Origin of the sequence: Mammaliicoccus sp. G-M28 (assembly GCF_022386595.1) — a bacterium.
GTDB classification, from domain to species: domain Bacteria; phylum Bacillota; class Bacilli; order Staphylococcales; family Staphylococcaceae; genus Mammaliicoccus; species Mammaliicoccus fleurettii.
Genome location: NZ_JAJNIF010000018.1, coordinates 1 through 22,743, shown reverse-complemented (window position 1 = coordinate 22,743; position 22,743 = coordinate 1). Strand labels below are relative to the sequence as shown.

The window sequence follows — 22,743 nt, the reverse complement described above, 5'->3', positions numbered from 1 at the left end:
TTATTAGTGAAAAAACCTATTTTAGTTGGAAAAGGCTTTTTTAAAAAATCGATTGAAGAATTTGCTGAGCTACCGATTGGCAATGAGGCTGTTATTGTATTTGATGCTATGAAAGACTCTTATTATTTCCCGAGTGGGCTTGGTTTTAAGAACGGTAAGTATAAACTTAAAAGCAATGCTGCTCCTGAAGAAGTAAATTTAGAGGTACCGATTAGTCTAGAAAATGCGATTGTTACGATTGAGAACATGACAATTGATGTTAGCCATCTTGTGGAAGTAGTTGCTGTAAGTTCTTTCAACAGTCAACTTATCTTAAACAATGTCATTATCAAACCTAATAATGATTGCAATGGTCTAGTATTGGAAGGTTTAAGAAGTGGAAGTATTTTTCAGAATGTGACAATTACAAAAGCTAATAACAACTTATTTAGTGCAGTAATCAAAAATGGTGCTTCTGTTAATATTTCAGATTCATTAATTGAGAATTTTGCTGTTATAGGCGGAAATGCAATAGTTAATAATACGTTATTAGTGGATACTGCATCGGTATATGAGAAGGGCGTGTTACGTTCTGGAAATCTATTTATCGAAAATGAAATTGAAGATACATATGAAATAATCGCTCAAGATAAAAGTAAAGTATTTCTTGATCAATTAACTGTCATTAAAGGAAATGGGTTTGTAAAGTTAGACGATAGTACTTTTGAATTAAAGGCTGTTGATTTAGAAGTAGAGTTTGAGAATGGTAGAGAGCTGATTGTTCATAGTGACAATACCTCTCAAGTTCAAGGTTCAGATTTTGAAGTGTTAAATTTAGATGAACAGAAACAAGCAAACGTTAGACAAATGGATGGAGAGACTCAAGAATCTTATTATGAAGATGATGAGGAGTTAGAAAGAGCATTTGAATTATATCCTGAAGATGAAGAATATGAAGAAGTACAGTCTGATAGTGAGGAAACAATATCTGCTTTGGAAGAACTAGAAAGTTTAATTGGTCTGGAAAATGTAAAGAAAACGACTGAAAAATTCATCAATGTTGCTAAAATAAATAAAATTAAACAAGAAAAAAACATTGCGACAAGTATGCCATCGTTACATTCTATCTTTATAGGAAATCCAGGAACGGGTAAAACTACTGTAGCAAGATTGATTGCGAGAGCATTGTATGAAGAAGGCGTTGTGTTATCTGAAAACTATGTAGAAGTGAGTAAGCAAGATCTAGTATCTGAATTCGTTGGCAAAACGACCCAACAAACTTTAGAAGTGTTAGAAAGTGCTGAAAATGGGGTCTTGTTTATAGATGAAGCATACACATTAAGTCAGAATAGTGGTAGTAACCAAGTTGGACAAGAAGCTATCGATACAATATTGAAGTACATGGAAGATCATCGTGACAGTATTATGATTATATTTGCAGGCTATACCAATGAAATGAATTTATTCTTAAAATCTAATCCAGGTTTAGAATCAAGAATCCCAAATGTATTTGACTTTGAAAATTACAGTTTAGATGCATTATTGGACATAGGTGTATTGGATTTGAGAAATAAAAGTTATGAATTTAATGAAGAAGAATATCGTCGTGTACTAAGAAATGAATATAGACGATCTTTTGATGATAGTAATGCTAGATGGGTACGTAACTTTAATGAAAAATTAACAACGTCACAGATGCATCGACTTTCTATTGAAAGTAACTTTGATGATGATAGTTTAATGACAATTGAAAGTGATGATTATAAAATATTTAATCAAGCTGATGATGAAACAAAACAAAATAATCTCGAAAAGTATTTAGAAGAATTAGACAATCTTGTTGGTTTGAATGCTGTTAAAGAAAAAGTAAAATCGATAATAAATGATGTTAAATTTGATCAATTGTTAGAAGAACGTGGTAGTAAAGTTGAAAAATCTAATAACCATATGATTTTTACTGGTGCACCTGGGACAGGTAAGACAACAGTTGCAAGGTTGATTGCTCAAATTTTTAAAGAGTTAGGTTTATTAAGTAAAGGACAGTTAGTAGAAACTGAACGTAGTAAACTTATCGGAAGTTATATAGGACAAACTGAAGAGAAGACAACCCAAGTTGTAGACAGTTCAATGGGTGGTGTACTATTTATCGATGAAGCGTATCAATTATTGCCTAAAGAAGGAAGTAGTAATGACTTTGGAGTATTAGCAATTGAAACTTTAATAACAGAGTTAGAAAATAAACGAGATAAATTCTTAGCTATTTTTGCAGGTTATGAAGGAGATATGAAACGATTCTTAGATGCTAATGAAGGATTGAAGTCTCGTGTACCAACTAAAATTCATTTTGAAGATTATACAGGTGAAGAAGTTGCAGAAATTGTTTATAGAAGGTTAAGTTCAGAGTGGAAGTTTAACGATCAAATATTAAGCGTACAAGTTGAACAAAAATATAATCAATTAGAACAGTCACAAAAATCAAATGGCAGATGGGCACGAAACTTTGTTGAAAAGTTATTAAGTGTACATAAAAGCGATTTCTTAAACGACTCAGATAGCCATAAGGACATACACACAATTAAAGACTCTACAATAATTAAGACGATAGATCAATTTTGATAATGAGTCCCTTACTTTTCCAATAGTAAGGGGCTTTTTTTATAAGTTTTTTTAACCTAAAGTTGTAAATATATACCCTAATATGTATACTGTATAATGTATACATTAAAAAGGGGTGTTAATATGGAATTTAAATTAGGTGCGCAAGGTATAGATTTATCTTTCGATCATGCATATTGTATTGGTTATTCTGGTAGGGATGTTGAGAAGACGAAGGCACATATTAATGAGTTGAAAGAACTTGGTGTTCCTGAACCGGATTCGATTCCTGAGATTTATCATTTAGATCCTTATTTATTTAGACAAGATAATGATATTTCTATTATTGGTGAACGTTCGAGTGGTGAAGCGGAAATTGTTGTCATTTTTGATGGGGATAAGCGATATGTAACTTTAGGTAGTGATCATACTGATAGAGAGTTAGAGACTGTGAGTATTCATAAGTCTAAGCAATTATGTGCAAAGCCTATTGCTGATAGTGTATGGGAATTTGAAGATGTTGAGGGGCATTGGGATGATTTAGAGTTGAGGTCTTATGTTTATGATGATGATAAATGGACTTTGTACCAAGAGGATAAAGTGAGTGGTATTTTACCTTATGACAAGTTAATGGATGCTTTGAATGAATTTGGTGCTCATTTAAATAGTACAGTTGTTTATTGTGGGACTGTTCCTTTAGTTGATGGTTTCAAATATCCTGATAAATTTAAAGCTGAACTTGTTGATGCTAATCGGAATAAGTCTATTCATTTGGAATATGAGGTGAGTAAATTATGATGAATATTCAACTTTATCAATTTGAGGTTGTGCTTGGTGATGTTGGAAAGAATGAAGCTAAAATTGAGCAGTTTTTCAAAAATGATTTAAGAAGCGATACGGATATTGTTGTATTACCTGAAATGTGGAACAACGGTTATGATTTAGAACATTTAAATGAAAAAGCTGATCATAACCTGGGAAATACGACGAAATTCATATCGAATTTAGCGAGAACATTTAACGTTAATGTTGTAGCTGGCTCGGTTTCAAATAAGAAGGATGAAGGGGTTTATAATACGCTAATTGTATTTAACAATCAAGGGGAATTAATTTATGACTACGATAAGATTCATTTAGTTCCGATGCTTGATGAACCTAAGTATTTAGCACCAGGAAAATTGTTACCTGAAACATTTGAATTATGTCAGAACAAAATGAGTGGCATTATTTGCTACGATTTAAGATTTCCAGAGCCTATACGACGATTAGCTATTGAAGGTAGTAAAGTGATTTTTGTAGTAGCTGAGTGGCCCGAGTCTAGGTTATATCATTGGAGACATTTAAATATTGCTAGAGCAATTGAAAATGAATCATATATTGTGGCATGTAACTCATGTGGAAATGATGGCAACACGGAATATGCTGGTCATTCTATGGTAATTGCTCCAAATGGTGATGTATTATCAGAAGCTGATAATCAAGAAACAACGTTTAATGTAGAAATCGATTTAGATAAAGTTGATGAAATGCGTAATCAAATACCTGTATTTAAAAATAGAAGAACTGATTTATATTCGTAAACGGAGACAGATTATAAGGGGATGACGTTTAATGAAAAAGTTTATTTCACTATCCTTATTGCTTCTTCTAATCTTAAGTGGTTGTCAAAATTCTACTGAAAAAGTGAATGGAAGTGAACAAAAAACCATAAGATTAGCACATACAGGATCTGATACTCATCAATATAATATTGCTTCTCAAAAGTTTAAAGAGTTAGTAGAAGAGAAGTCTGATGGGAAAATGAAAGTGAATGTATATGGGAATGGAAGCTTAGGAAACGAAGATGAGTTAGTAGATCAAACGATGACTGGTACTATACAAATGACAACAGTTGCAGCGGATAGTAGTTTATCCAATACAATGCCTGAAATGAATTTGTTTGGTATTCCTTATTTATTTGATAGTAAAAAGGATGTTTATTCGAAACTAGACGGTAAGCCGGGTAAAGATTTATTAGCATTAGCTAAAAAGAAAGACATGAAAGGGCTTGGTTATTGGGAAGTTGGTTTTAGACATTTTACTAATAAAAAGCGAGAAATCAAACATCCAGAAGATATGAAAAATCTGAAACTAAGAGTCCAATCTGCAAAAGTATGGAATGAACATTTAAAAACGCTTGATGCTATTCCAACACCAATCAGTTTTAGTGAACTGTACTCTGCATTAGATCAAGGTGTGGTAGATGGACAAGAAAATCCTTTACCGACGATTTATTCTCAGAAATTATTTGAAGTACAAAAATATATATCTTTAACAAATCATACTTATACACCTGCTGTTGTGCTTATGAATGACGATTATTATAATCAACTATCTAAAAAAGAGAAAAAAATAGTGGACGAAAGTGTGAAAGAGGCAACAGATTATCAAAGAAAATATATTGCAAGTCAAGAGAAGAAAATTAAGAAGCAATTGAAGGATGAAGGTATGATTATTACGAATGTTAATAGGGATGAATTTAAAAATAAAACTAAAAATGTAGATTCTCAAATTACAGACCAAGTACCTAAATCCATAGTTCGTCAATTTAGCAAATAAGGGGGCTAATTATGAATAAACTGGATATACTAGAGAAGAAGTTTATAAATATTTTGACACATATCATGACGTTTTTCATGATTTTATCAATTGCTATGATTTTGTTGCAAGTACTAACTCGATTCATATTTAAGACTTCTATATTTTGGTCACAAGAAGTGTTAATGCTATTTTTTGTTTATAGTATTTTGTTTGGGGCAGTAATCTTAATGTATAAACAAGAGCATTTACAAGTAGATTTATTTGAAGAAATGCCTGCTAAAATTAATAACATACTTAGCTATTTTGTGAAAACAGTGATTACATTAGTGCTATTAATATTAGTTTATTACAGCATTTTACAAGTATATTTGAGTATAGATGCTAATCAAGTAATGACATCAATGCCAATAGGTAGATGGATTATGTATATTCCGATGCCTTTATGTTTTCTACTCATGATTTATTTCACATGGAAGACAGGTGATGAATCATGATACTATTTTTAATTATTTTGCTATTTGTACTCATACTTTTAAGAACGCCTATTGCCTTCTCATTAATGGCTGTTTCAATAATTGGTATAGGCTGGACAGGTATTGAGTTTCTAGAAATTATACCGAGAAAAATGTACTTCGGGATTAATAACTTTTCACTGTTAGCTATCCCTCTATTTGTACTAGCTGGAGAGATTATGTCTAAAGGGGGCATGTCCCAAAGAATTGTGAATTTTTCTAAGTTGTTAATTGGCCCATTACCTGGTGGATTAGCGATGGTAGTTATTATTTCGAGTGTATTCTTTGCTGCTTTAACAGGTACAGCGATTGCTGCAGCGGCTGCAATTGGTGGAATGCTTTTACCTTTAATGAAGAAGGAAGGATATGATGAAGGATTTTCTTCTGCATTAGTTGCATCAGCTTCTACAGTAGGGCCGATTATACCACCAAGTATTATATTTATTTTATTTGGTGTAATGGCCAATCAATCTATAAGTGATTTATTTATAGGCGGAATAGTTCCAGGAATTTTAATGGGTGTAGGATTAATGATTTATAGTTATTTTGTAGGTAAAAAGAATAACTACAAATCTATGGATAGCTTTCCACCTATTAAAGATATTCTTCTAGGATTTAAAGATGCGATATTAGCATTATTAATGCCTGCAATTATAATTGGCGGTATTATTAGTGGCTTATTTACAGCTACTGAATCTGGCGTAATAGCGGTACTATATGCCATACTTATAAGTACATTAGTTTATAAAGAGCTTACTTTTAAAAAATTATATGATGCTTTGGTTAGCAGTACAAAGACATCAGTTGGTATAATATTCTTAATAGGAAGTGCAGCAGTATTTATTTGGTTTGTATCATTTAACAATGTGCCAGAACAGATACAAAACATGCTAGGAATATTTGCTGAGAATCCATTATTGCTCTTACTGGTTATTAATATAGTATTGTTAATTGCTGGTACTTTTATAGATACGATAAGTGCAGTAACCATCTTCACACCAATATTCTTGCCGTTAATATTAGCTACGAATATTGATCCGATTCATTTTGGAGTGGTTATGGCAGTGAATCTATCAATTGGAATGATTACACCGCCAGTAGGTGTCTGTCTATTTGTTGTTTCATCTATAAGTAAAGTGGATATTAAGAAAATTATTAAATCTATTATTCCACAATTAGCTATTTTAATCGTCGTACTTGTAATTATTACGTATGTGCCATGGCTAATTACTTATCCAGTTTCATTATTTAAATAAATTTTCTAAGGAGGTGTATGTATGTATAATTCACTAAAAAAAGTTAATAGAAATTCAATTAAACAAGAAATCTACGATCAAGTTAAATACTCCTTATTCAATAATGAATTGCCACTAAATGAGTTTATTACTGAAGTTGAATTATCTAATTTACTTGATGTGTCTCGTACACCTGTTAGAGAAGCAATGAATGAATTGGTGTTGGAACAACTCATGATATTTAAGCCTAGAAAAGGTTATAAAGTAAACACATTTACAAATCATGAAATTGATCAAATATTTTTATTGAGAGAATCTTTGGAAATCGCATGTGTACCTTTTTTAGTAGAAGTAATTACTGATAAACACATACTTGATTTGCAAACCATTATAGAACATCAATCAATAGCAGCAGAAAAGAATGATTATTATACTTTCATGTTATTAGATAAAGAATTCCACACATATTTAATGGAAATAATAGAATTTAAATTATTTCTAAAAAGTTATAACGTTCAACATGACTTATCTATATTGATTGGGACACAAGGATTGAAAAGCCAGGGAAGAATGTTAGATGTCCTCGATGAACATAATGAAATACTTAAAGCACTCTCAACAAAAAATACTGACGCTATTATAACTTCAATGAAATCACATCTAGAGAAATCAATGAGAGCATTTAAAGTGAAATAAATTTATAAGTTCAACTAAATCATAACCGTTCCAGTGATATTGATATTTTAAAATTAAAAGAGCAGAAATTCATTGTTAAATTTCTGCTCTTTTTTTCATTCACAATTATATATTTAACCTCCCATATGGAGTGTTTTTCTTTAATACCTTCGTTCTATTTAACTTTTGAAATTGTTTTATAAAAGTAATTAATTAATTAAAAATTAACATAATCAAACAAAGTCTGATATATTAGTATGTAAATGTTTCTTTTTTAAACAATTTTATTGTAAAATCAACAATGTTATAAGGGGGCTATATGCATTGAATAAATATGATAGATTAGATGAAATAACAGACTTAGTAAATAGAAAAGGATCAATCAGAATTGCTGAAATAGTTGAAGAACTCAATGTTTCTGATATGACAATAAGACGAGATTTAGCTGAATTAGATGGACAGGGTGTACTAACCAAAATACATGGCGGTGCAAGAAGTAATTCGGCTTTTCAATTTAAAGAAATGTCACATAAAGAGAAGCATACACAATATATTGAAGAGAAAAAACAAATAGCTAAGAAGGCAGCCACAATTATTGAAGAAGGAAACACAGTGTTTCTAGGGCCAGGTACTACTGTAGAGTTTTTAGCAGAAGAAATTCATAATAAAAATTTATCGGTCATAACAAACTGTTTACCTGTATTTAATATTTTATTTAAAAAGAAAAGTGAATATTTCAAAGTCTATTTAATAGGTGGAGAAATGAGAGAAATTACTGAATCGTTCACAGGGGACATGACAAACAGTGCATTAGAAACAATGAGATTTAGTAAAATGTTCTTCAGCGCTAACGGCGTAAAAGGAATAGACGTAATGACGTCAACACATGAAGAAGCATATACACAAAAATTGGCGCTTAGAAATTCGATAGAGAAATACTTACTTGTTGATTCTTCTAAAATTGGAAAAGAAGATTTCGTTTCATTTTGTGATTTAAAATCATTAAACGGAGTCATAACAGATGGTAAAGACGAGGATAAAAATAAAATAATAGCAGATTTTACAGAAGTCATCATATAAATAAAAATTAAACATAAAAAGACAAAATCTAAACAGGTTTTGTCTTTTTTTATACTTTTTAAACAAAATACAACAATAAATGTTGAATATATGTTTAATTGAGTTTATAATTTAAACATAATGATTGTTGTAAGCGTTTATATTGTTTAAAGCAACATGAAATAAACAAATGGAAAGGAAGATATGAATGAATGTCGTAATCGGATCAGATGAGAATGGGGAAAATTTAAAATTATGTATCAAACAATATTTATTAAACAACAATTATAAAGTTGTCGATACTACAGAAGATAAAGATGTTGATTTAGTAGACGCAACTTTAAATGTTGCTAAAGAAGTACAGAAAAATGAAAAGAATTTAGGGATTGTAATAGATGCATATGGTGCAGGTAGTTTCATGGTAGCAACAAAAATAAAAGGCATGATTGCTGCAGAAGTTTCTGAAGAAAGATCGGCGTATATGACTAGGGGACATAATAATTCGAGAATGATTACGCTAGGTTCAGAAATTGTTGGTGAACAACTCGCAATTAACATTGTTAAAGCATTTATTAATGGTAAATATGACGGTGGAAGACATCAAATTCGTGTCGATATGTTAAATAAAATGTGCTAAATAAGGAGGAAGTTTATATGAAGATTGCAATTGGTTGTGATCATATTGTTACAGATACAAAAATGGCAGTTTCACAATTTTTAAAAACGCTTGGTCATGAAGTGATAGATTGTGGAACATATGATTTTGCAAGAACACATTATCCTATTTTCGGAAAAAAGGTTGGAGAAGCAGTTTCAAGTGGAGAAGCAGACTTAGGTGTATGTATTTGTGGGACGGGTGTTGGTATAAATAATGCTGTTAATAAAGTTCAAGGTATACGTTCTGCACTAGTAAGAGATATGACTACTGCTATTTATGCAAAAGAAGAATTAAATGCTAATGTGATCGGTTTTGGGGGCAAGATCGTTGGTGAATTATTAATGTGCGATATTATTGAAGCTTTTATAGATGCTGAATACAAACCTACTGAAGAGAACAAAAAGTTGATTTCCAAAATTAAATATTTAGAAACGGAAAGCGAAAGCCAAACAGATCCTCAGTTCTTTGATGAATTTTTAGAGAAGTGGGATAAAGGTGAATATCATGATTAAAGGGAATTTATTATGATTTTAACGATTACGATGAACCCTTCAGTAGACATATCATATCAAGTGGATAATTTATCAATCAATCATGTGAATAGAACGAATAAATGGAGTAAAACAGCTGGTGGCAAAGGATTAAATGTAACGAGAGTCTTAAATCAGTTAAATGAACAAGTTGTAGCTTCAGGTTTAAAAGGCGGTAAACTCGGAGAATACCTTGAACAATCTTTGAATGAGCATAAAATAACCAATCATTTTTTTGAAATTCAAGGCAACACAAGAAATTGTATCGCTATATTACACGAAGGAAACCAAACAGAAATTCTTGAAGATGGTCCTACTATTAGTTCTGCAGAAATTGAGGATTTCAAAGCACATTTTGAAGAACTTGTAAGTAAATCAGACATTGCTGTAATTTCTGGAAGCTTACCTAAAGGCGTGGATACCAAATTTTATTCGAATTTAATAAAGATTTGTGATAAATACGCTGTTCCTGCAATACTAGATTGTTCTAATAAAGCGCTTATAGAAGTGTTAAGAGGACAATATAAACCATTGTTAATTAAGCCGAATATCGATGAGCTGTCTGAATTGCTTGGAGAACATATAGATGAAGATATTGAATCCTTGAAGCAAGCAGTAGCAAACCCAATGTTTGAAAATATCGAGTGGGTGGTTGTCTCTTTAGGTTCAAATGGTGTATTCGCTAAACATAACGACAAATATTACAAAGTAGATATACCTCAAATTCAAGTAGTGAATCCTGTTGGTTCAGGCGATTCAATGATTGCTGGTTTTACTTCTGCTTTGATGAATAATGCAACAGACGAAGCATTACTTAAAAAGGCGAATACTATAGGTATGTTAAACGCACAAGAAACAGTTACAGGTTCTATCAATTTAAAGAACTATGATGACCTTTATAACAAAATCAATATTATTGAGGTGTGAATAAATGAGTAAAAAAGATCGGAAATTTGAACAATTAAGAAGTTTAAGCGATGAGAAAGGTATCATTTCAGCTTTAGCATTTGATCAACGAGGTGCTTTAAAACGTATGATGGCCAAGTATCAAGATACAGAACCAACATTAGAACAAATAGAAAATTTAAAGTCATTGGTTTCTGAAACTTTGACAGAATATGCTTCGTCCATATTGCTGGACCCCGAATACGGTTTACCAGCTTCTAAAGCACGTAATGAAGAGTCAGGATTATTATTAGCCTATGAAAAAACAGGCTATGACGTGAACACTAAAGGACGATTACCTGATTGTCTAGAAGATTGGTCAGTTAAAAGAATTAAAGAGCATGGTGCAGATGCTGTTAAATTTCTTCTATATTATGATGTTGATGATTCTGAAAGTATCAATCTTAAGAAGAAGGCATACATAGAAAGAATTGGTTCTGAGTGTGTAGCTGAAAATATGCCATTCTTCTTAGAAGTATTAACTTATGACGATAACATTCCTGATAATGGAAGTGTTGAATTCGCTAAAGTAAAGCCTAGGAAAGTTAATGGTGCTATGAAAGTATTCTCAGAAGAGAGATTTAATGTCGATGTATTAAAAGTCGAAGTCCCTGTAAACATGGCGTACGTTGAAGGATTTGGCGAAAGTGAAATGGTATATACGAAAGAAGAAGCTATGCAATATTTTAAAGAGCAAGAAGCTTCTACAAATCTACCATATATTTATTTGAGTGCAGGTGTATCAGCAAAATTATTTCAAGATACTTTGGAATTTGCACATGCATCTGGCGCTAAATTCAATGGTGTCCTATGTGGACGGGCAACTTGGGCAGGAGTCGTACCTATTTACATAGAAAAAGGGGAAGAAGCGGCTAGAAAATGGTTGCAGACAGAAGGGTTTAACAATATTAATGCATTAAATAAGGTGCTTAAACAAACAGCTGTTTCAGTTAGGGAGAAATTATAACAAGGGATTAAAGGAGTGTTAACCATGAATCGTGAAGAAACAACAATGTTAGGTTTTGAAATAGTAGCTTATGCAGGAGATGCTAGATCAAAATTACTCATCGCTTTAAATGCAGCACAACAAGGGGACTTTAATGAAGCAGAACAATTAATAGAAGAGGCTAATCAACATATTGTAAGCGCACATAATGCACAAACAGAATTATTAACTAAAGAAGCTTCTGGTGAAGACATTGCATATAGTGTAACGATGATGCATGGCCAAGACCACCTTATGACTACGCTGCTTCTGAAAGATATGATGAAGCATATCGTTGAACTTTACAAAAGAGGGAGTTAATAATTATGGAAGCAATTATCGCGCAAATTGAAAAAGCTAAACCACTTTTTGAAAAAATTTCTCGTAATATTTATTTAAGGGCTATTCGTGATGGTTTTATTTCAGCAATGCCGGTCATTCTATTTTCAAGTATTTTCTTATTAATAGCATATGTACCAAACGTATTTGGATTCACTTGGAGCAAGAGTTCTGAAGCGGCACTTATGAAACCTTATCAATACACAATGGGTATTGTTGCATTATTAGTTGCGGGTACAACTGCTAAATCGTTAACCGATTCATATAACCGAAGATTAGAAAATACAAATCAAATTAACTTTATATCTACTATGATAGCGTCGATTTGTGGCTTTTTATTTTTAGCTTCTGATTCGATTAAAGATGGTGGATTTACGAGTGAATTTTTAGGTACTAAAGGTTTACTAACAGCATTTCTATCTGCATTTGTCACAGTAATCATATATCACATCTGTGTTAAGAAAAACGTTACAATCAAAATGCCTGAAGAAGTACCACCAAATATTTCCCAAGTATTTAAAGATATTATTCCATTCGCTTTAGTTATTTTAGTGTTATATGGATTTGATTTATTAAGTAGAGCGATATTAGGACCAAATGTTGCGCACGCTATTATTGAATTCTTCGCACCATTATTTACAGCAGCTGATGGCTATGTCGGTATTACGATCATATTTGGAGCATTTGCATTATTTTGGTTTGTTGGTATTCACGGTCCTTCAATAGTAGAACCAGCAATAGCGGCAATAACGTATGCCAATATTGAAACGAACTATCAATTATTAAGTTCTGGTGCACACGCAGACAAGATTATAACGTCTGGGACACAAATGTTTATTGTAACTATGGGTGGGACAGGGGCTACCTTAGTTGTTCCGTTCATGTTTATGTGGCTAACTAAATCTAAACGCAATAAAGCGATTGGTAGAGCATCTGTAGTACCTACATTCTTTGGTGTAAATGAACCTATTCTCTTCGGTGCACCATTAGTTTTGAATCCTGTGTTCTTCATTCCATTTATATTAGCACCAATTGCAAACGTATGGATTTTTAAAATATTTGTTGATGTAATAGGCATGAATAGCTTCAGTGTCAATCTTCCTTGGACAACGCCAGCACCAATTGGAATAGTGATGGGTACAGGTTTAGGTGTATGGTCATTTATTTTAGCAATTACGTTAGTGATTGTAGATATTATGATTTATTATCCATTCGTGAGGGTCTATGACAGACAAATTGTTGAAGAAGAAATTTCCGGACTTAAAAAATCTGAAAATTTGCAAAATAAAGTTAAAGAAAATTTTGATACAAGTAAGGCTGAAAGTATTATAAGTAATTCTCGTAACAATGAAATTAAAAAAGAAGATAGAAAAGTAAGTAATGATCATTTATGCAACAAAGAATCAAAAAGCGTATTAGTATTATGCGCAGGTGGTGGTACGAGTGGATTGCTTGCTAACGCTTTAAATAAAGCAGCTAAAGAATTTGGAGAACCAATTACTGCAGCAGCTGGAGGTTATGGCGCTCATATGGATATTATGAAAGATTATGATCTAATCGTTCTTGCACCACAAGTTGCTTCAAATTATGAGGATATTAAACAAGATGCCGATAGATTAGGTGTTAAATTAGCAAAAACTGAAGGTGCAGAATACATTAAATTAACACGTGATGGTAAAGGTGCTTTAGCGTTTGTAAGAAATCAACTCAATATATAGAAGGGAATAGATATAGATATGAAAGACTTACCAGAAGATTTTATTTTTGGTGGTGCAACGGCAGCATATCAAGCTGAAGGTGCAACTCAAACAGATGGAAAAGGTAGAGTAGCTTGGGATACTTATTTAGAAGAAAATTATTGGTACACAGCAGAGCCAGCTAGTGATTTTTATAATCAATACCCAATAGATTTAGAGCTTAGTGAAAAATTTGGTATTAATGGAATGAGAATTTCGATAGCATGGTCAAGAATTTTTCCAGATGGTTACGAAAATGTGAATGCTAAAGGTGTTGAATTCTATCATAATTTATTTAAAGAATGTCATAAAAGAGATGTAGAACCGTTTGTAACGCTACATCATTTTGATACACCAGAAAAGTTACATTCTGATGGAGATTTTTTAAATCGTCAAAATATTGATTACTTCGTTGAATATGCTGATTTTTGCTTTAATGAATTTGAAGAAGTGAATTATTGGACTACATTTAATGAAATTGGACCTATCGGAGACGGGCAGTATTTAGTAGGTAAATTTCCACCAGGTATTAAATATGATTTCGCAAAAGTATTTCAGTCTCACCACAACATGATGATAGCACACGCAAGAGCAATTAAATTATTTAAAGACAAAGGGTATAAAGGAGAAATTGGTATTGTTCATGCACTTCCTACTAAATATCCATATGATCCAAATAATCCAGAAGATGTGAGAGCGGCAGAACTTGAAGACATTATCCATAATAAATTTATTTTAGATGCCACATATTTGGGTAAATATTCCGATAAAACAATGCAAGGGGTTCAGCACATTTTGGAAGTCAATGGAGGAGAACTTGATATTCGTGATGAAGATTTAAGAATATTAAATGATTCAAAAGATTTAAATGACTTCTTAGGCATCAATTATTATATGAGTGATTGGATGAGCGCATTTGATGGAGAAACTGAAATTACGCACAATTCTAAAGGTAATAAAGGTGGGTCTAAATATCAGCTTAAAGGTATAGGGCAACGTGAATTTGACATCGATGTGCCACGTACAGATTGGGATTGGATGATATATCCTAAAGGACTTTATGACCAAATTATGAGAGTGAAGGCAGACTATCCAAACTATAAGAAGATTTATATAACGGAAAATGGACTAGGATATAAAGATGAATTTGAAAATAATACAGTTAATGATGATGCGCGTATAGATTATGTTAAGAAACACTTAGAAATTATATCAGACGCTATAGCAGACGGTGCGAATGTTCAAGGATATTTTATCTGGTCGTTAATGGATGTGTTCTCATGGTCAAATGGTTATGAAAAAAGATATGGATTATTCTATGTAGACTTTGATACACAAGAAAGGTATCCAAAGAAAAGTGCATATTGGTATAAGAAGTTATCAGAAACAAAAATAATTGAATAAAACTTTTAAAAAGCTTATCTAGCGGGATATAACCAAAAGATAAGCTTTTTTATTTGAGCAAGCAAGTTGCAGTGATGATAAGGGTAGCCATATAGACAAAACTCAGGAGAAATGTTCACACGAATAGCTTTACATCAATAATTTTACTTTTAAATATTTTAGTATTAAACCTTTTAATGCTAAATAGTTTACTGCTAAACTATTTAGTCGTATAATATAATTAACAAATCAAACAAGAGCTAAGGAGGACATGATGGATACTAAATTTTTTGAATTGCTACATACGCTAGAATTATTGAAAGATAAGACGATAACAATATTTATGAACCGTTTTAAAAATGTTAATATCTCTCAAATCATTTTACTATCAAAGCTTAAAGAAGACGGACCTCAAAAGTCTTCAACAATTGCTGAAAAGATTGGTTATACGCCTGGTGCTATTACAGGTATGACAAATAAATTAATCAAAGAAGAATATATTTTAAGAGTTCCTCAAGAGTATGATCGTAGAGTAACGCTCATTTCGATTACGGATAAAGGTATTAAGTTACTTGAAGAAGCTCAAAAGCAAGAAGAAATTTTAAGGAATGATATATATTCAACATTGAATGATGAAGAAACCGAACAACTTCTTAAAATACAGAAAAAGTTATTAGAACAAGTTGATCGTTTAAAATAAAAGGAAGGGTGTTAATTATGGAAAGACTAGAAAATAAAGTTGTTATAATCACGGGAGCAGCACAAGGCATGGGGAAAATACATGCAGAAAAAGCATTAGAACAAGGAGCAAAAGTTATCATTACAGATATTAATGAAGAAAGCGGTCATCAGACTGAATCTGAATTAAAAGGAGAAGTTATGTTTATTAAACATAATGTATCTGACGAAAATGATTGGAAAAATGTTGTTCAACAAACTATGGACAAATGGGGACGTATTGATGTATTAGTGAATAATGCGGGAATTACGTATAATACGCCTTTGGAAGAATTGACTACAGATGATTATATGAAGATTGTACAAATTAACCAATTATCAGTATTTTTAGGAATGAAGACAGTAGCGCCTATTATGAAAGAACAACATAAAGGTTCTATTATAAATATTTCTTCTATGAATGGTTTAGTTGGTGGTGCAATTGGATACACAGATACTAAGTTTGCTGTAAGAGGTATGACTAAAGCAGCTTCTAGAGAATTATCACCATATAATATTCGAGTAAACTCTGTACATCCTGGTGTAATTCAAACACCAATGTTGGAACAAGAAGGCGTAAAAGAAGCGGTAGAAGAATTCAAAAAGACAATACCAATGAGACGTGTAGCACAAGCAGAAGAAGTTTCAAACATGGTAACTTTCTTAGCTTCAGATGACTCAAGCTATTCTACTGGTGCTGAATTTGTAATAGATGGTGGACTTACTGCTCTATAGTAGATGTTTTGTAGTCGGCTAACGAGCAAGAAAAAGTAAACAAGCGCGTTAGAAATTCTAACGATCAAGACTAACGAAACATGCGCGTTAGAAGACAAATCAGGTGTAAAAAAGAGAAAAAGCACACTAAAATCACAAGGTTGAGCGGTCTAACGAGCAAGAAAAAGTAAACAAGCGCGTTAGAAATTCTAACGATCAAGACTAACGAAACAAGCTCGTTAGAAGACAAATCGGGTGTACAAAAGAGTAAAAGCACACTAAAATCACAAGATTGAGCGGTCTAACGAGCAAGAAAAAGTAAACAAGCGCGTTAGAAATTCTAACGATCAAGACTAACGAAACATGCGCGTTAGACAACAATAAATTATACTTTATAGAATAAACAATAGAGGCTGAGACAATTTAAAATTTGTCTCAGCCTCTTATCCTTCTATACTAATTCTTTAAAGTTTTCTAAGCGTTTTGCTTTTTCTTCTTCACTGATGTCATGTGCTTTTACATATCGGTTGCTTTCGTGTTCTGCACATTCGTGTGAACATGCACCTAAATATTTATGTTCGTTCTCTTCATTTACTAAGAATTGACGGTTACATTCTGGATTACTACAGTTAATATATCTTTCACATGGTGTTCCATCGAACCATTCTTTACCAACTACAGTTTTTTCTACTTGATTCACATCTACACTAATACGTTCGTCAAATACATACATTTTTCCATCCCAGTATTCACCTTTAGTTTCTGGATCTTTACCGTAAGTTGCAATACCACCTTCTAATTGGCTTACATCTTCGAATCCTTCTTTAAGTAAGAATCCTGAGAATTTTTCACAACGGATACCGCCTGTACAGTAAGTGACGATTTTTTTATCCATAAATTGTTCTTTGTTCTCTTTGATCCAATCTGGTAAATCTCTGAATCTTGTAATATTCGGACGAACTGCGCCACGGAAATGACCTAAGTCATATTCATAATCATTTCTAGCATCGATAACAATTGTATCATCTGCTAATAATGCTTCTTTAAATTCTTTAGGTGATAAATAATTACCAGTTAATTCTATTGGGTTTACATCATCTTCTAAATCTAAAGCTACGATTTCAGCTCTTGGACGTACGTGCATTTTTTTGAAAGCATGACCTTCAGCTTCATCAACTTTAAAAGTGATGCCTTCAAATCTTTCGTCTGCTTTCATTTGTTCCATGTATTTGTCTGTATCTACTTTCGTACCTGAAAGTGTACCGTTAATACCTTCAGTTGCTACTAAAATACGACCTTTAAGTTCTAAGTCTTTACAAAATTCTAAGTGCTCTGTTGCAAAAGTTTCGGGGTCAGTAATTGTTGTATATTTATAAAACAATAATACTCTATAATCCATTTTCTTATCTCCTCTATTTTTCTTTATTAATTTATATAAAAGTCTATTTGATATTATCTTTGTTGAAGTGTGGAACAATATTTATATGAGTGCACATTTTTATCCTCATTATATTGTATCAAAAAAGTTGCATTTTTCAATTGTTTGATTTTGTAAAATAATATGAAATCGTTTTTATTTAGAAAATTAAACTAGAAATAGAGATGGAGCGACGTTTAATCTTTTAAGTTTTTAGAAAGAACACTGAAATGAGTATCTAATTTATTTAAAGTTATCATAAAATTTTCGAGTTCTTCTTCAGGTAATATATTTAATAATTGATCAAGATTTGTAATACAAATTTGGCTAATTTCGTTTATTTTACTTTGACCAGTATCCGTAATATAAACACGTATTTTTCTGTTATCAATAGCATCCATTTTCTTCTCAACATATCCACTCTGAATTTGTTGGTTCAGCAATCTACTTAAATTCCCTTTATCCATATCAACAGATTCAGCTAACTCTGCTAAAGTCATTCCTTCATTTTCACTTATAACATATAATAAGTTACAAAAATTCAATGAATAACCATTCTCATTAGCAACATGGGCACATAGAAATTTAAAATTAGCATTTACTCTTAAAAGTTTCGTTTTAAAATCTTGTAATTTTTCATTATTATCTAACGTTTCCATATTAAATCCTCCATTTAATGAATTTTATGGAATAGATTTTACCAAATTTTTATTAGTAGGAAAAGTTTTGGAAGGGAAATAGTATGAAGAATATATAGTTAATCATATGTAATTTTATTTATAGAATATTGTTATTTAAATAAATAACCTCACTTTACAAAGTTAATGATGCACAAAACAACTACGTTTGTACTTATATATGTACATTAATTTTGTAAAAATATTATAAAGTAATAGATTTTTCATTTTAATATTGTATAATATTAAGGACAATCAAATAAAAATATAATTAGTGAGGTTAAAATGAATAATATTGAGAAACAAAGATTTTCTATTAGAAAATTTTCGATGGGGATAGGATCTGTATTACTTGGCTTTACAATTTTTTCAGTCGCAGCATCTCATCAAGCTAATGCAAGTGAAATTAGTAGTACACAAACAGTCAATCAAGAAGATGAGAACCGGGAAATTCTTACAGAAATAGATGTAAGTAACGAAGAAACGACAGAAACAACAGAAACAACAGAACCAACACAAGATAAAAATGTACAAAAAGATGAAAATGTTAATCCTGAAGTGACAACAAATGAAGACCAAAATGAAACAAATAATGATGAAGAAATAATTACCGATGAATCACCAAATGAAATTGTTCAAGATAAACCAACTGATACAACAGTAGAGGATTCAAAAGAAGTTGAACCAGAACCTTCATTACCTACTGTAGAAAATGATATTTCAAAAGAAAATCAACCAGAAGAACAAGATAAAGAAATACAACATGAATTACCACCTATTGAAACAACGAAAGAAAAAGATGAACCCTCTTCGATAACTTCTACACAAACTCCTAAAGATGAAACTCCTAAAGAAGAACATTCTGAGAACTCATCCACAATTACAGAACAAGTTGAGAATAAGGAAGAAACAACGCCGTTAAAAGACAATATTCAAGAAAAACAACAAAAAATATCAGAAGACAAATTAACATCTGACACTACAAAAGCACAAGCTACAAACAAAGAGCAACAGACTTTAAATGTAAAAGTAAAACAACAAGCAAAAGTAGCAGCAAGTGCAGCACCAACTCCTTATCATGCTGTATCTCAAAAATATTATAGTGGTCTTCTTGGGCTATTTGGTAGACCTGGATTTACTTCTGATGCTTTTGCTGAAAGAAATGTAATTATTGCTGGAGAAAAAGTAAAAGCACATGCAGAACTGAAATCTGACTTATTTAATGGCGGATTAGGAACGACAACTTATCAATGGTATATCTATCAAAATAATCAGTGGTCGGCTATCAGTGGTCAAACTAGTAATAGTTTAAATTATACATTATCCAATGTAGGAGATTATTATTTCCAATTAGTTGCTCGTAACAAACCTCTGTTGAGTGCTGCGACAACTTATGGTACAAATGTATTTTCAGTGAACGTTCAACAAAAGCAAATACAAGCAGATAAGATTACAATTACAAATAATCCAATTATGTTATCAAACGAAAGAAATTGGAACTTAGGATATATAACTAATCCAACTAACGCAACAGGAACGATACAGTGGACAGTTAATAATAGTAATTTAGCAACAATAAACCAATATGGAGTTTTAACAACAAGTAAATCACAAAAAGGAACAGTTAGAGTAAAAGTAGAAATGACTAACTCAAACGGTTCAAAAATAGAAGATTTTATAGACGTTAAAATAGGAGATATTATATCTGATCAAACAGTTGAAGTAGGAGAAGATGCTACATTTACAGTAACGCCAAGTTTAATTCCTGATGATATTGGTCAAGTCGTTACATATAAGTGGTACAGATTAAATGGAGATGTAATAAATAAAGATGCTGATACAGAAGTATCTATAGATAAAAATTTAGTCCTAAGTAATGTCAGTACTGAATTAAACGGTTCTAGATATTATGTAATAGTAACAGTAGGTGAAGGAAATAATGCTCAGCCATTTGATCCCTCTAATATCGCTACACTGACAGTAAGTACAGCAGCTTCAGAATCGTTAAGCACGTCCGAATCTTTGAGTACATCCGAGTCAACAAGTACGTCTGAATCATTGAGCAATTCAGTATCATTAAGCGAATCAGAATCATTGAGTACATCAGAGTCAATATCATTAAGTGAATCTGAGACTATTAGTGAGTCGGAATCATTAAGCACGTCAGAGTCTATTAGTACATCCGAGTCAATGAGTACATCAGAGTCATTGAGCGAAAGTGAATCGTTGAGTGAGTCAACATCATTAAGTACATCTGAATCAATAAGTGAGTCCGAATCGTTGAGTACATCTGAATCCTTAAGTGCATCCGAGTCCTTGAGTACGTCTGAGTCCTTGAGTGAGTCGACATCGTTGAGTACGTCAGAATCAATGAGTGAAAGTGAATCGCTAAGTACGTCTGAGTCCTTGAGTGAGAGTGAGTCGTTAAGTACGTCCGAGTCATTGAGTGAGTCAGAATCGTTGAGTACATCAGAGTCAATAAGTGAGAGCGAATCATTGAGTACGTCTGAATCAATAAGTGAATCAGAATCATTGAGTACATCGGAATCCTTAAGTGAATCCGAATCGTTGAGTACTTCCGTGTCAATAAGTGAAAGTGAATCGTTAAGCACGTCGGGATCAATAAGCGAATCAGAATCGTTGAGAACGTCAGAGTCACTGAGTGAAAGTGAATCATTGAGTACATCAGAGTCATTAAGTGAATCTGAATCGTTGAGTGCGTCTGAGTCATTGAGCGAGTCAGAATCATTAAGCGAATCAGAATCGTTAAGTACTTCCGAGTCCTTGAGTGAGTCCGAATCATTAAGTGCATCTGAATCATTGAGTACGTCTGAATCAATTAGTGAATCAGAATCATTGAGTACATCAGAGTCAATTAGTGAGTCTGAATCATTGAGCGAAAGTGAATCGTTGAGTACGTCAGAATCATTAAGTGAGAGCGAGTCGTTAAGTACGTCTGAGTCATTAAGCGAATCCGAATCGTTGAGTGCATCTGAGTCATTGAGTGAGTCCGAATCTTTAAGTACATCGGAGTCCGTGAGTGAGAGCGAATCGCTAAGTACATCGGAATCAATAAGTGAATCCGAGTCATTGAGTACATCGGAATCCTTAAGTGAGAGTGAGTCTCTAAGTACATCCGAGTCCTTGAGTGAGTCCGAATCGTTAAGTATGTCCGAGTCAGCAAGTACGTCTGAATCAATGAGCAATTCAGTATCATTAAGCGAATCAGAATCGATAAGTACATCAGAATCTTTGAGCACGTCTGAGTCTATTAGTGAAAGTGAATCAATGAGTACGTCCGAGTCATTAAGTAAATCTGAATCGTTGAGTACGTCCGAGTCATTGAGCGAGTCCGAATCGTTGAGTACCAGCGAGTCATTAAGCACGTCAGAGTCTATAAGTACATCAGAGTCATTGAGTGAGTCGGAATCAATAAGTGCATCCGAGTCGTTGAGCGAAAGTGAATCATTGAGTATGTCTGAGTCAATGAGTGAGAGCGAATCATTAAGTACATCCGAGTCCTTGAGTGAGTCCGAATCGTTGAGTGCGTCTGAGTCTATTAGTGCATCTGAGTCAATGAGTGCATCAGAGTCAGCAAGTACGTCGGAATCGTTGAGTACGTCAGAATCAATCAGTGAAAGTGAATCTTTGAGTACATCCGAGTCATTGAGCGAAAGTGAATCATTGAGTACGTCTGAGTCAATTAGTGAATCAGAATCAATAAGCGAATCAGAATCAATGAGTACGTCAGAGTCATTGAGCGAGTCCGAATCGATAAGTGCAGCGGAATCGTTGAGTACCAGCGAGTCATTAAGTGAGTCAACATCATTAAGTACATCTGAATCAATCAGTGAAAGTGAATCGTTGAGTACGTCCGAGTCATTGAGTGAAAGTGAATCGTTGAGTACGTCCGAGTCATTGAGTGAAAGTGAATCGTTGAGTACGTCCGAGTCATTGAGTGAAAGTGAATCGTTGAGTACGTCCGAGTCATTGAGTGAAAGTGAATC

General features: G+C 32.6%; 20 protein-coding genes. 18 read left to right on the top strand and 2 right to left on the bottom strand.

Going from position 1 to position 22,743, the window contains the following annotated elements; genetic code table 11:
- Positions 1-6 precede the first annotated feature (6 nt).
- From LQ609_RS12735 to LQ609_RS11525, 17 genes are all read left to right on the top strand, one after another.
- On the top strand, positions 7-2,595 hold the full coding sequence (locus LQ609_RS12735; protein ID WP_239734782.1) for an AAA family ATPase: 2,589 nt from the start codon (positions 7-9) through the stop codon (positions 2,593-2,595).
- 123 nt (positions 2,596-2,718) lie between these two features.
- Complete coding sequence (locus LQ609_RS11600) at positions 2,719-3,372, top strand: DUF2848 family protein (protein ID WP_239734781.1); 654 nt, start codon at positions 2,719-2,721, stop codon at positions 3,370-3,372.
- Positions 3,372-4,154, top strand: a complete 783-nt coding sequence (locus LQ609_RS11595) for a carbon-nitrogen family hydrolase (RefSeq protein ID WP_239734789.1) — start codon at positions 3,372-3,374, stop codon at positions 4,152-4,154. The genes LQ609_RS11600 and LQ609_RS11595 overlap by 1 nt, the downstream gene beginning before the upstream one ends.
- Before the next feature lie 31 nt (positions 4,155-4,185).
- A complete protein-coding gene (locus LQ609_RS11590) occupies positions 4,186-5,172 on the top strand; it encodes a TRAP transporter substrate-binding protein (protein ID WP_119634499.1) in 987 nt (328 codons plus the stop codon).
- A gap of 11 nt (positions 5,173-5,183) precedes the next feature.
- Positions 5,184-5,648, top strand: a complete 465-nt coding sequence (locus LQ609_RS11585) for a TRAP transporter small permease (protein WP_239734780.1) — start codon at positions 5,184-5,186, stop codon at positions 5,646-5,648.
- Complete coding sequence (locus LQ609_RS11580; RefSeq protein ID WP_218702832.1) at positions 5,645-6,922, top strand: TRAP transporter large permease; 1,278 nt, start codon at positions 5,645-5,647, stop codon at positions 6,920-6,922. Before LQ609_RS11585 ends, LQ609_RS11580 begins: the two co-directional genes overlap by 4 nt.
- A 21-nt stretch (positions 6,923-6,943) precedes the next feature.
- The gene (locus LQ609_RS11575; RefSeq protein ID WP_218702831.1) at positions 6,944-7,597 is read left to right on the top strand and encodes a GntR family transcriptional regulator; all 654 of its coding nucleotides are present in this window, start codon (positions 6,944-6,946) and stop codon (positions 7,595-7,597) included.
- Between the two features lie 303 nt (positions 7,598-7,900).
- Positions 7,901-8,656: a DeoR/GlpR family DNA-binding transcription regulator gene (locus tag LQ609_RS11570; protein WP_239734779.1), complete on the top strand. Its 756-nt coding sequence runs from the start codon at positions 7,901-7,903 to the stop codon at positions 8,654-8,656.
- 187 nt (positions 8,657-8,843) lie between these two features.
- Positions 8,844-9,272 (top strand): galactose-6-phosphate isomerase subunit LacA, encoded by a 429-nt coding sequence (gene lacA / locus LQ609_RS11565; RefSeq protein ID WP_239734778.1) that lies wholly within the window; start codon positions 8,844-8,846, stop codon positions 9,270-9,272.
- A 17-nt stretch (positions 9,273-9,289) separates the two neighbouring features.
- Positions 9,290-9,805, top strand: coding sequence for a galactose-6-phosphate isomerase subunit LacB (lacB, locus tag LQ609_RS11560; RefSeq protein WP_239734777.1), 516 nt, complete (start codon positions 9,290-9,292; stop codon positions 9,803-9,805).
- Positions 9,806-9,817: 12 nt separating this feature from the next.
- Positions 9,818-10,750, top strand: coding sequence for a tagatose-6-phosphate kinase (locus LQ609_RS11555; protein WP_239734776.1), 933 nt, complete (start codon positions 9,818-9,820; stop codon positions 10,748-10,750).
- 4 nt (positions 10,751-10,754) lie between these two features.
- Positions 10,755-11,735, top strand: a complete 981-nt coding sequence (gene lacD, locus LQ609_RS11550) for a tagatose-bisphosphate aldolase (RefSeq protein ID WP_078357459.1) — start codon at positions 10,755-10,757, stop codon at positions 11,733-11,735.
- Between the two features lie 24 nt (positions 11,736-11,759).
- Positions 11,760-12,074 (top strand): PTS lactose/cellobiose transporter subunit IIA, encoded by a 315-nt coding sequence (locus LQ609_RS11545; RefSeq protein WP_107509304.1) that lies wholly within the window; start codon positions 11,760-11,762, stop codon positions 12,072-12,074.
- 2 nt (positions 12,075-12,076) lie between these two features.
- Entirely contained in the window at positions 12,077-13,810 is a 1,734-nt protein-coding gene (locus tag LQ609_RS11540) for a lactose-specific PTS transporter subunit EIIC (protein WP_239734788.1), read from the top strand.
- Positions 13,811-13,828: 18 nt separating this feature from the next.
- Positions 13,829-15,232, top strand: coding sequence for a 6-phospho-beta-galactosidase (gene lacG / locus LQ609_RS11535; RefSeq protein WP_239734775.1), 1,404 nt, complete (start codon positions 13,829-13,831; stop codon positions 15,230-15,232).
- 253 nt (positions 15,233-15,485) lie between these two features.
- Positions 15,486-15,911, top strand: coding sequence for a MarR family winged helix-turn-helix transcriptional regulator (locus LQ609_RS11530; protein ID WP_237687708.1), 426 nt, complete (start codon positions 15,486-15,488; stop codon positions 15,909-15,911).
- 17 nt (positions 15,912-15,928) lie between these two features.
- Positions 15,929-16,663, top strand: coding sequence for an SDR family NAD(P)-dependent oxidoreductase (locus LQ609_RS11525; protein WP_107509301.1), 735 nt, complete (start codon positions 15,929-15,931; stop codon positions 16,661-16,663).
- 430 nt (positions 16,664-17,093) lie between these two features.
- On the opposite strand, the gene trhO is transcribed toward LQ609_RS11525, so the two are convergent.
- Together trhO and LQ609_RS11515 are read right to left on the bottom strand one after the other, a co-directional pair.
- Positions 17,094-18,041, bottom strand: a complete 948-nt coding sequence (gene trhO / locus LQ609_RS11520) for an oxygen-dependent tRNA uridine(34) hydroxylase TrhO (RefSeq protein WP_115337019.1) — start codon at positions 18,039-18,041, stop codon at positions 17,094-17,096.
- A gap of 215 nt (positions 18,042-18,256) precedes the next feature.
- Positions 18,257-18,718 (bottom strand): MarR family winged helix-turn-helix transcriptional regulator, encoded by a 462-nt coding sequence (locus LQ609_RS11515; protein ID WP_239734774.1) that lies wholly within the window; start codon positions 18,716-18,718, stop codon positions 18,257-18,259.
- A gap of 303 nt (positions 18,719-19,021) precedes the next feature.
- Here LQ609_RS11515 and LQ609_RS11510 point away from each other — a divergent pair.
- On the top strand, positions 19,022-22,743 hold a 3,722-nt coding region (locus tag LQ609_RS11510; protein ID WP_239734773.1), incomplete at its 3' end, for a YSIRK-type signal peptide-containing protein.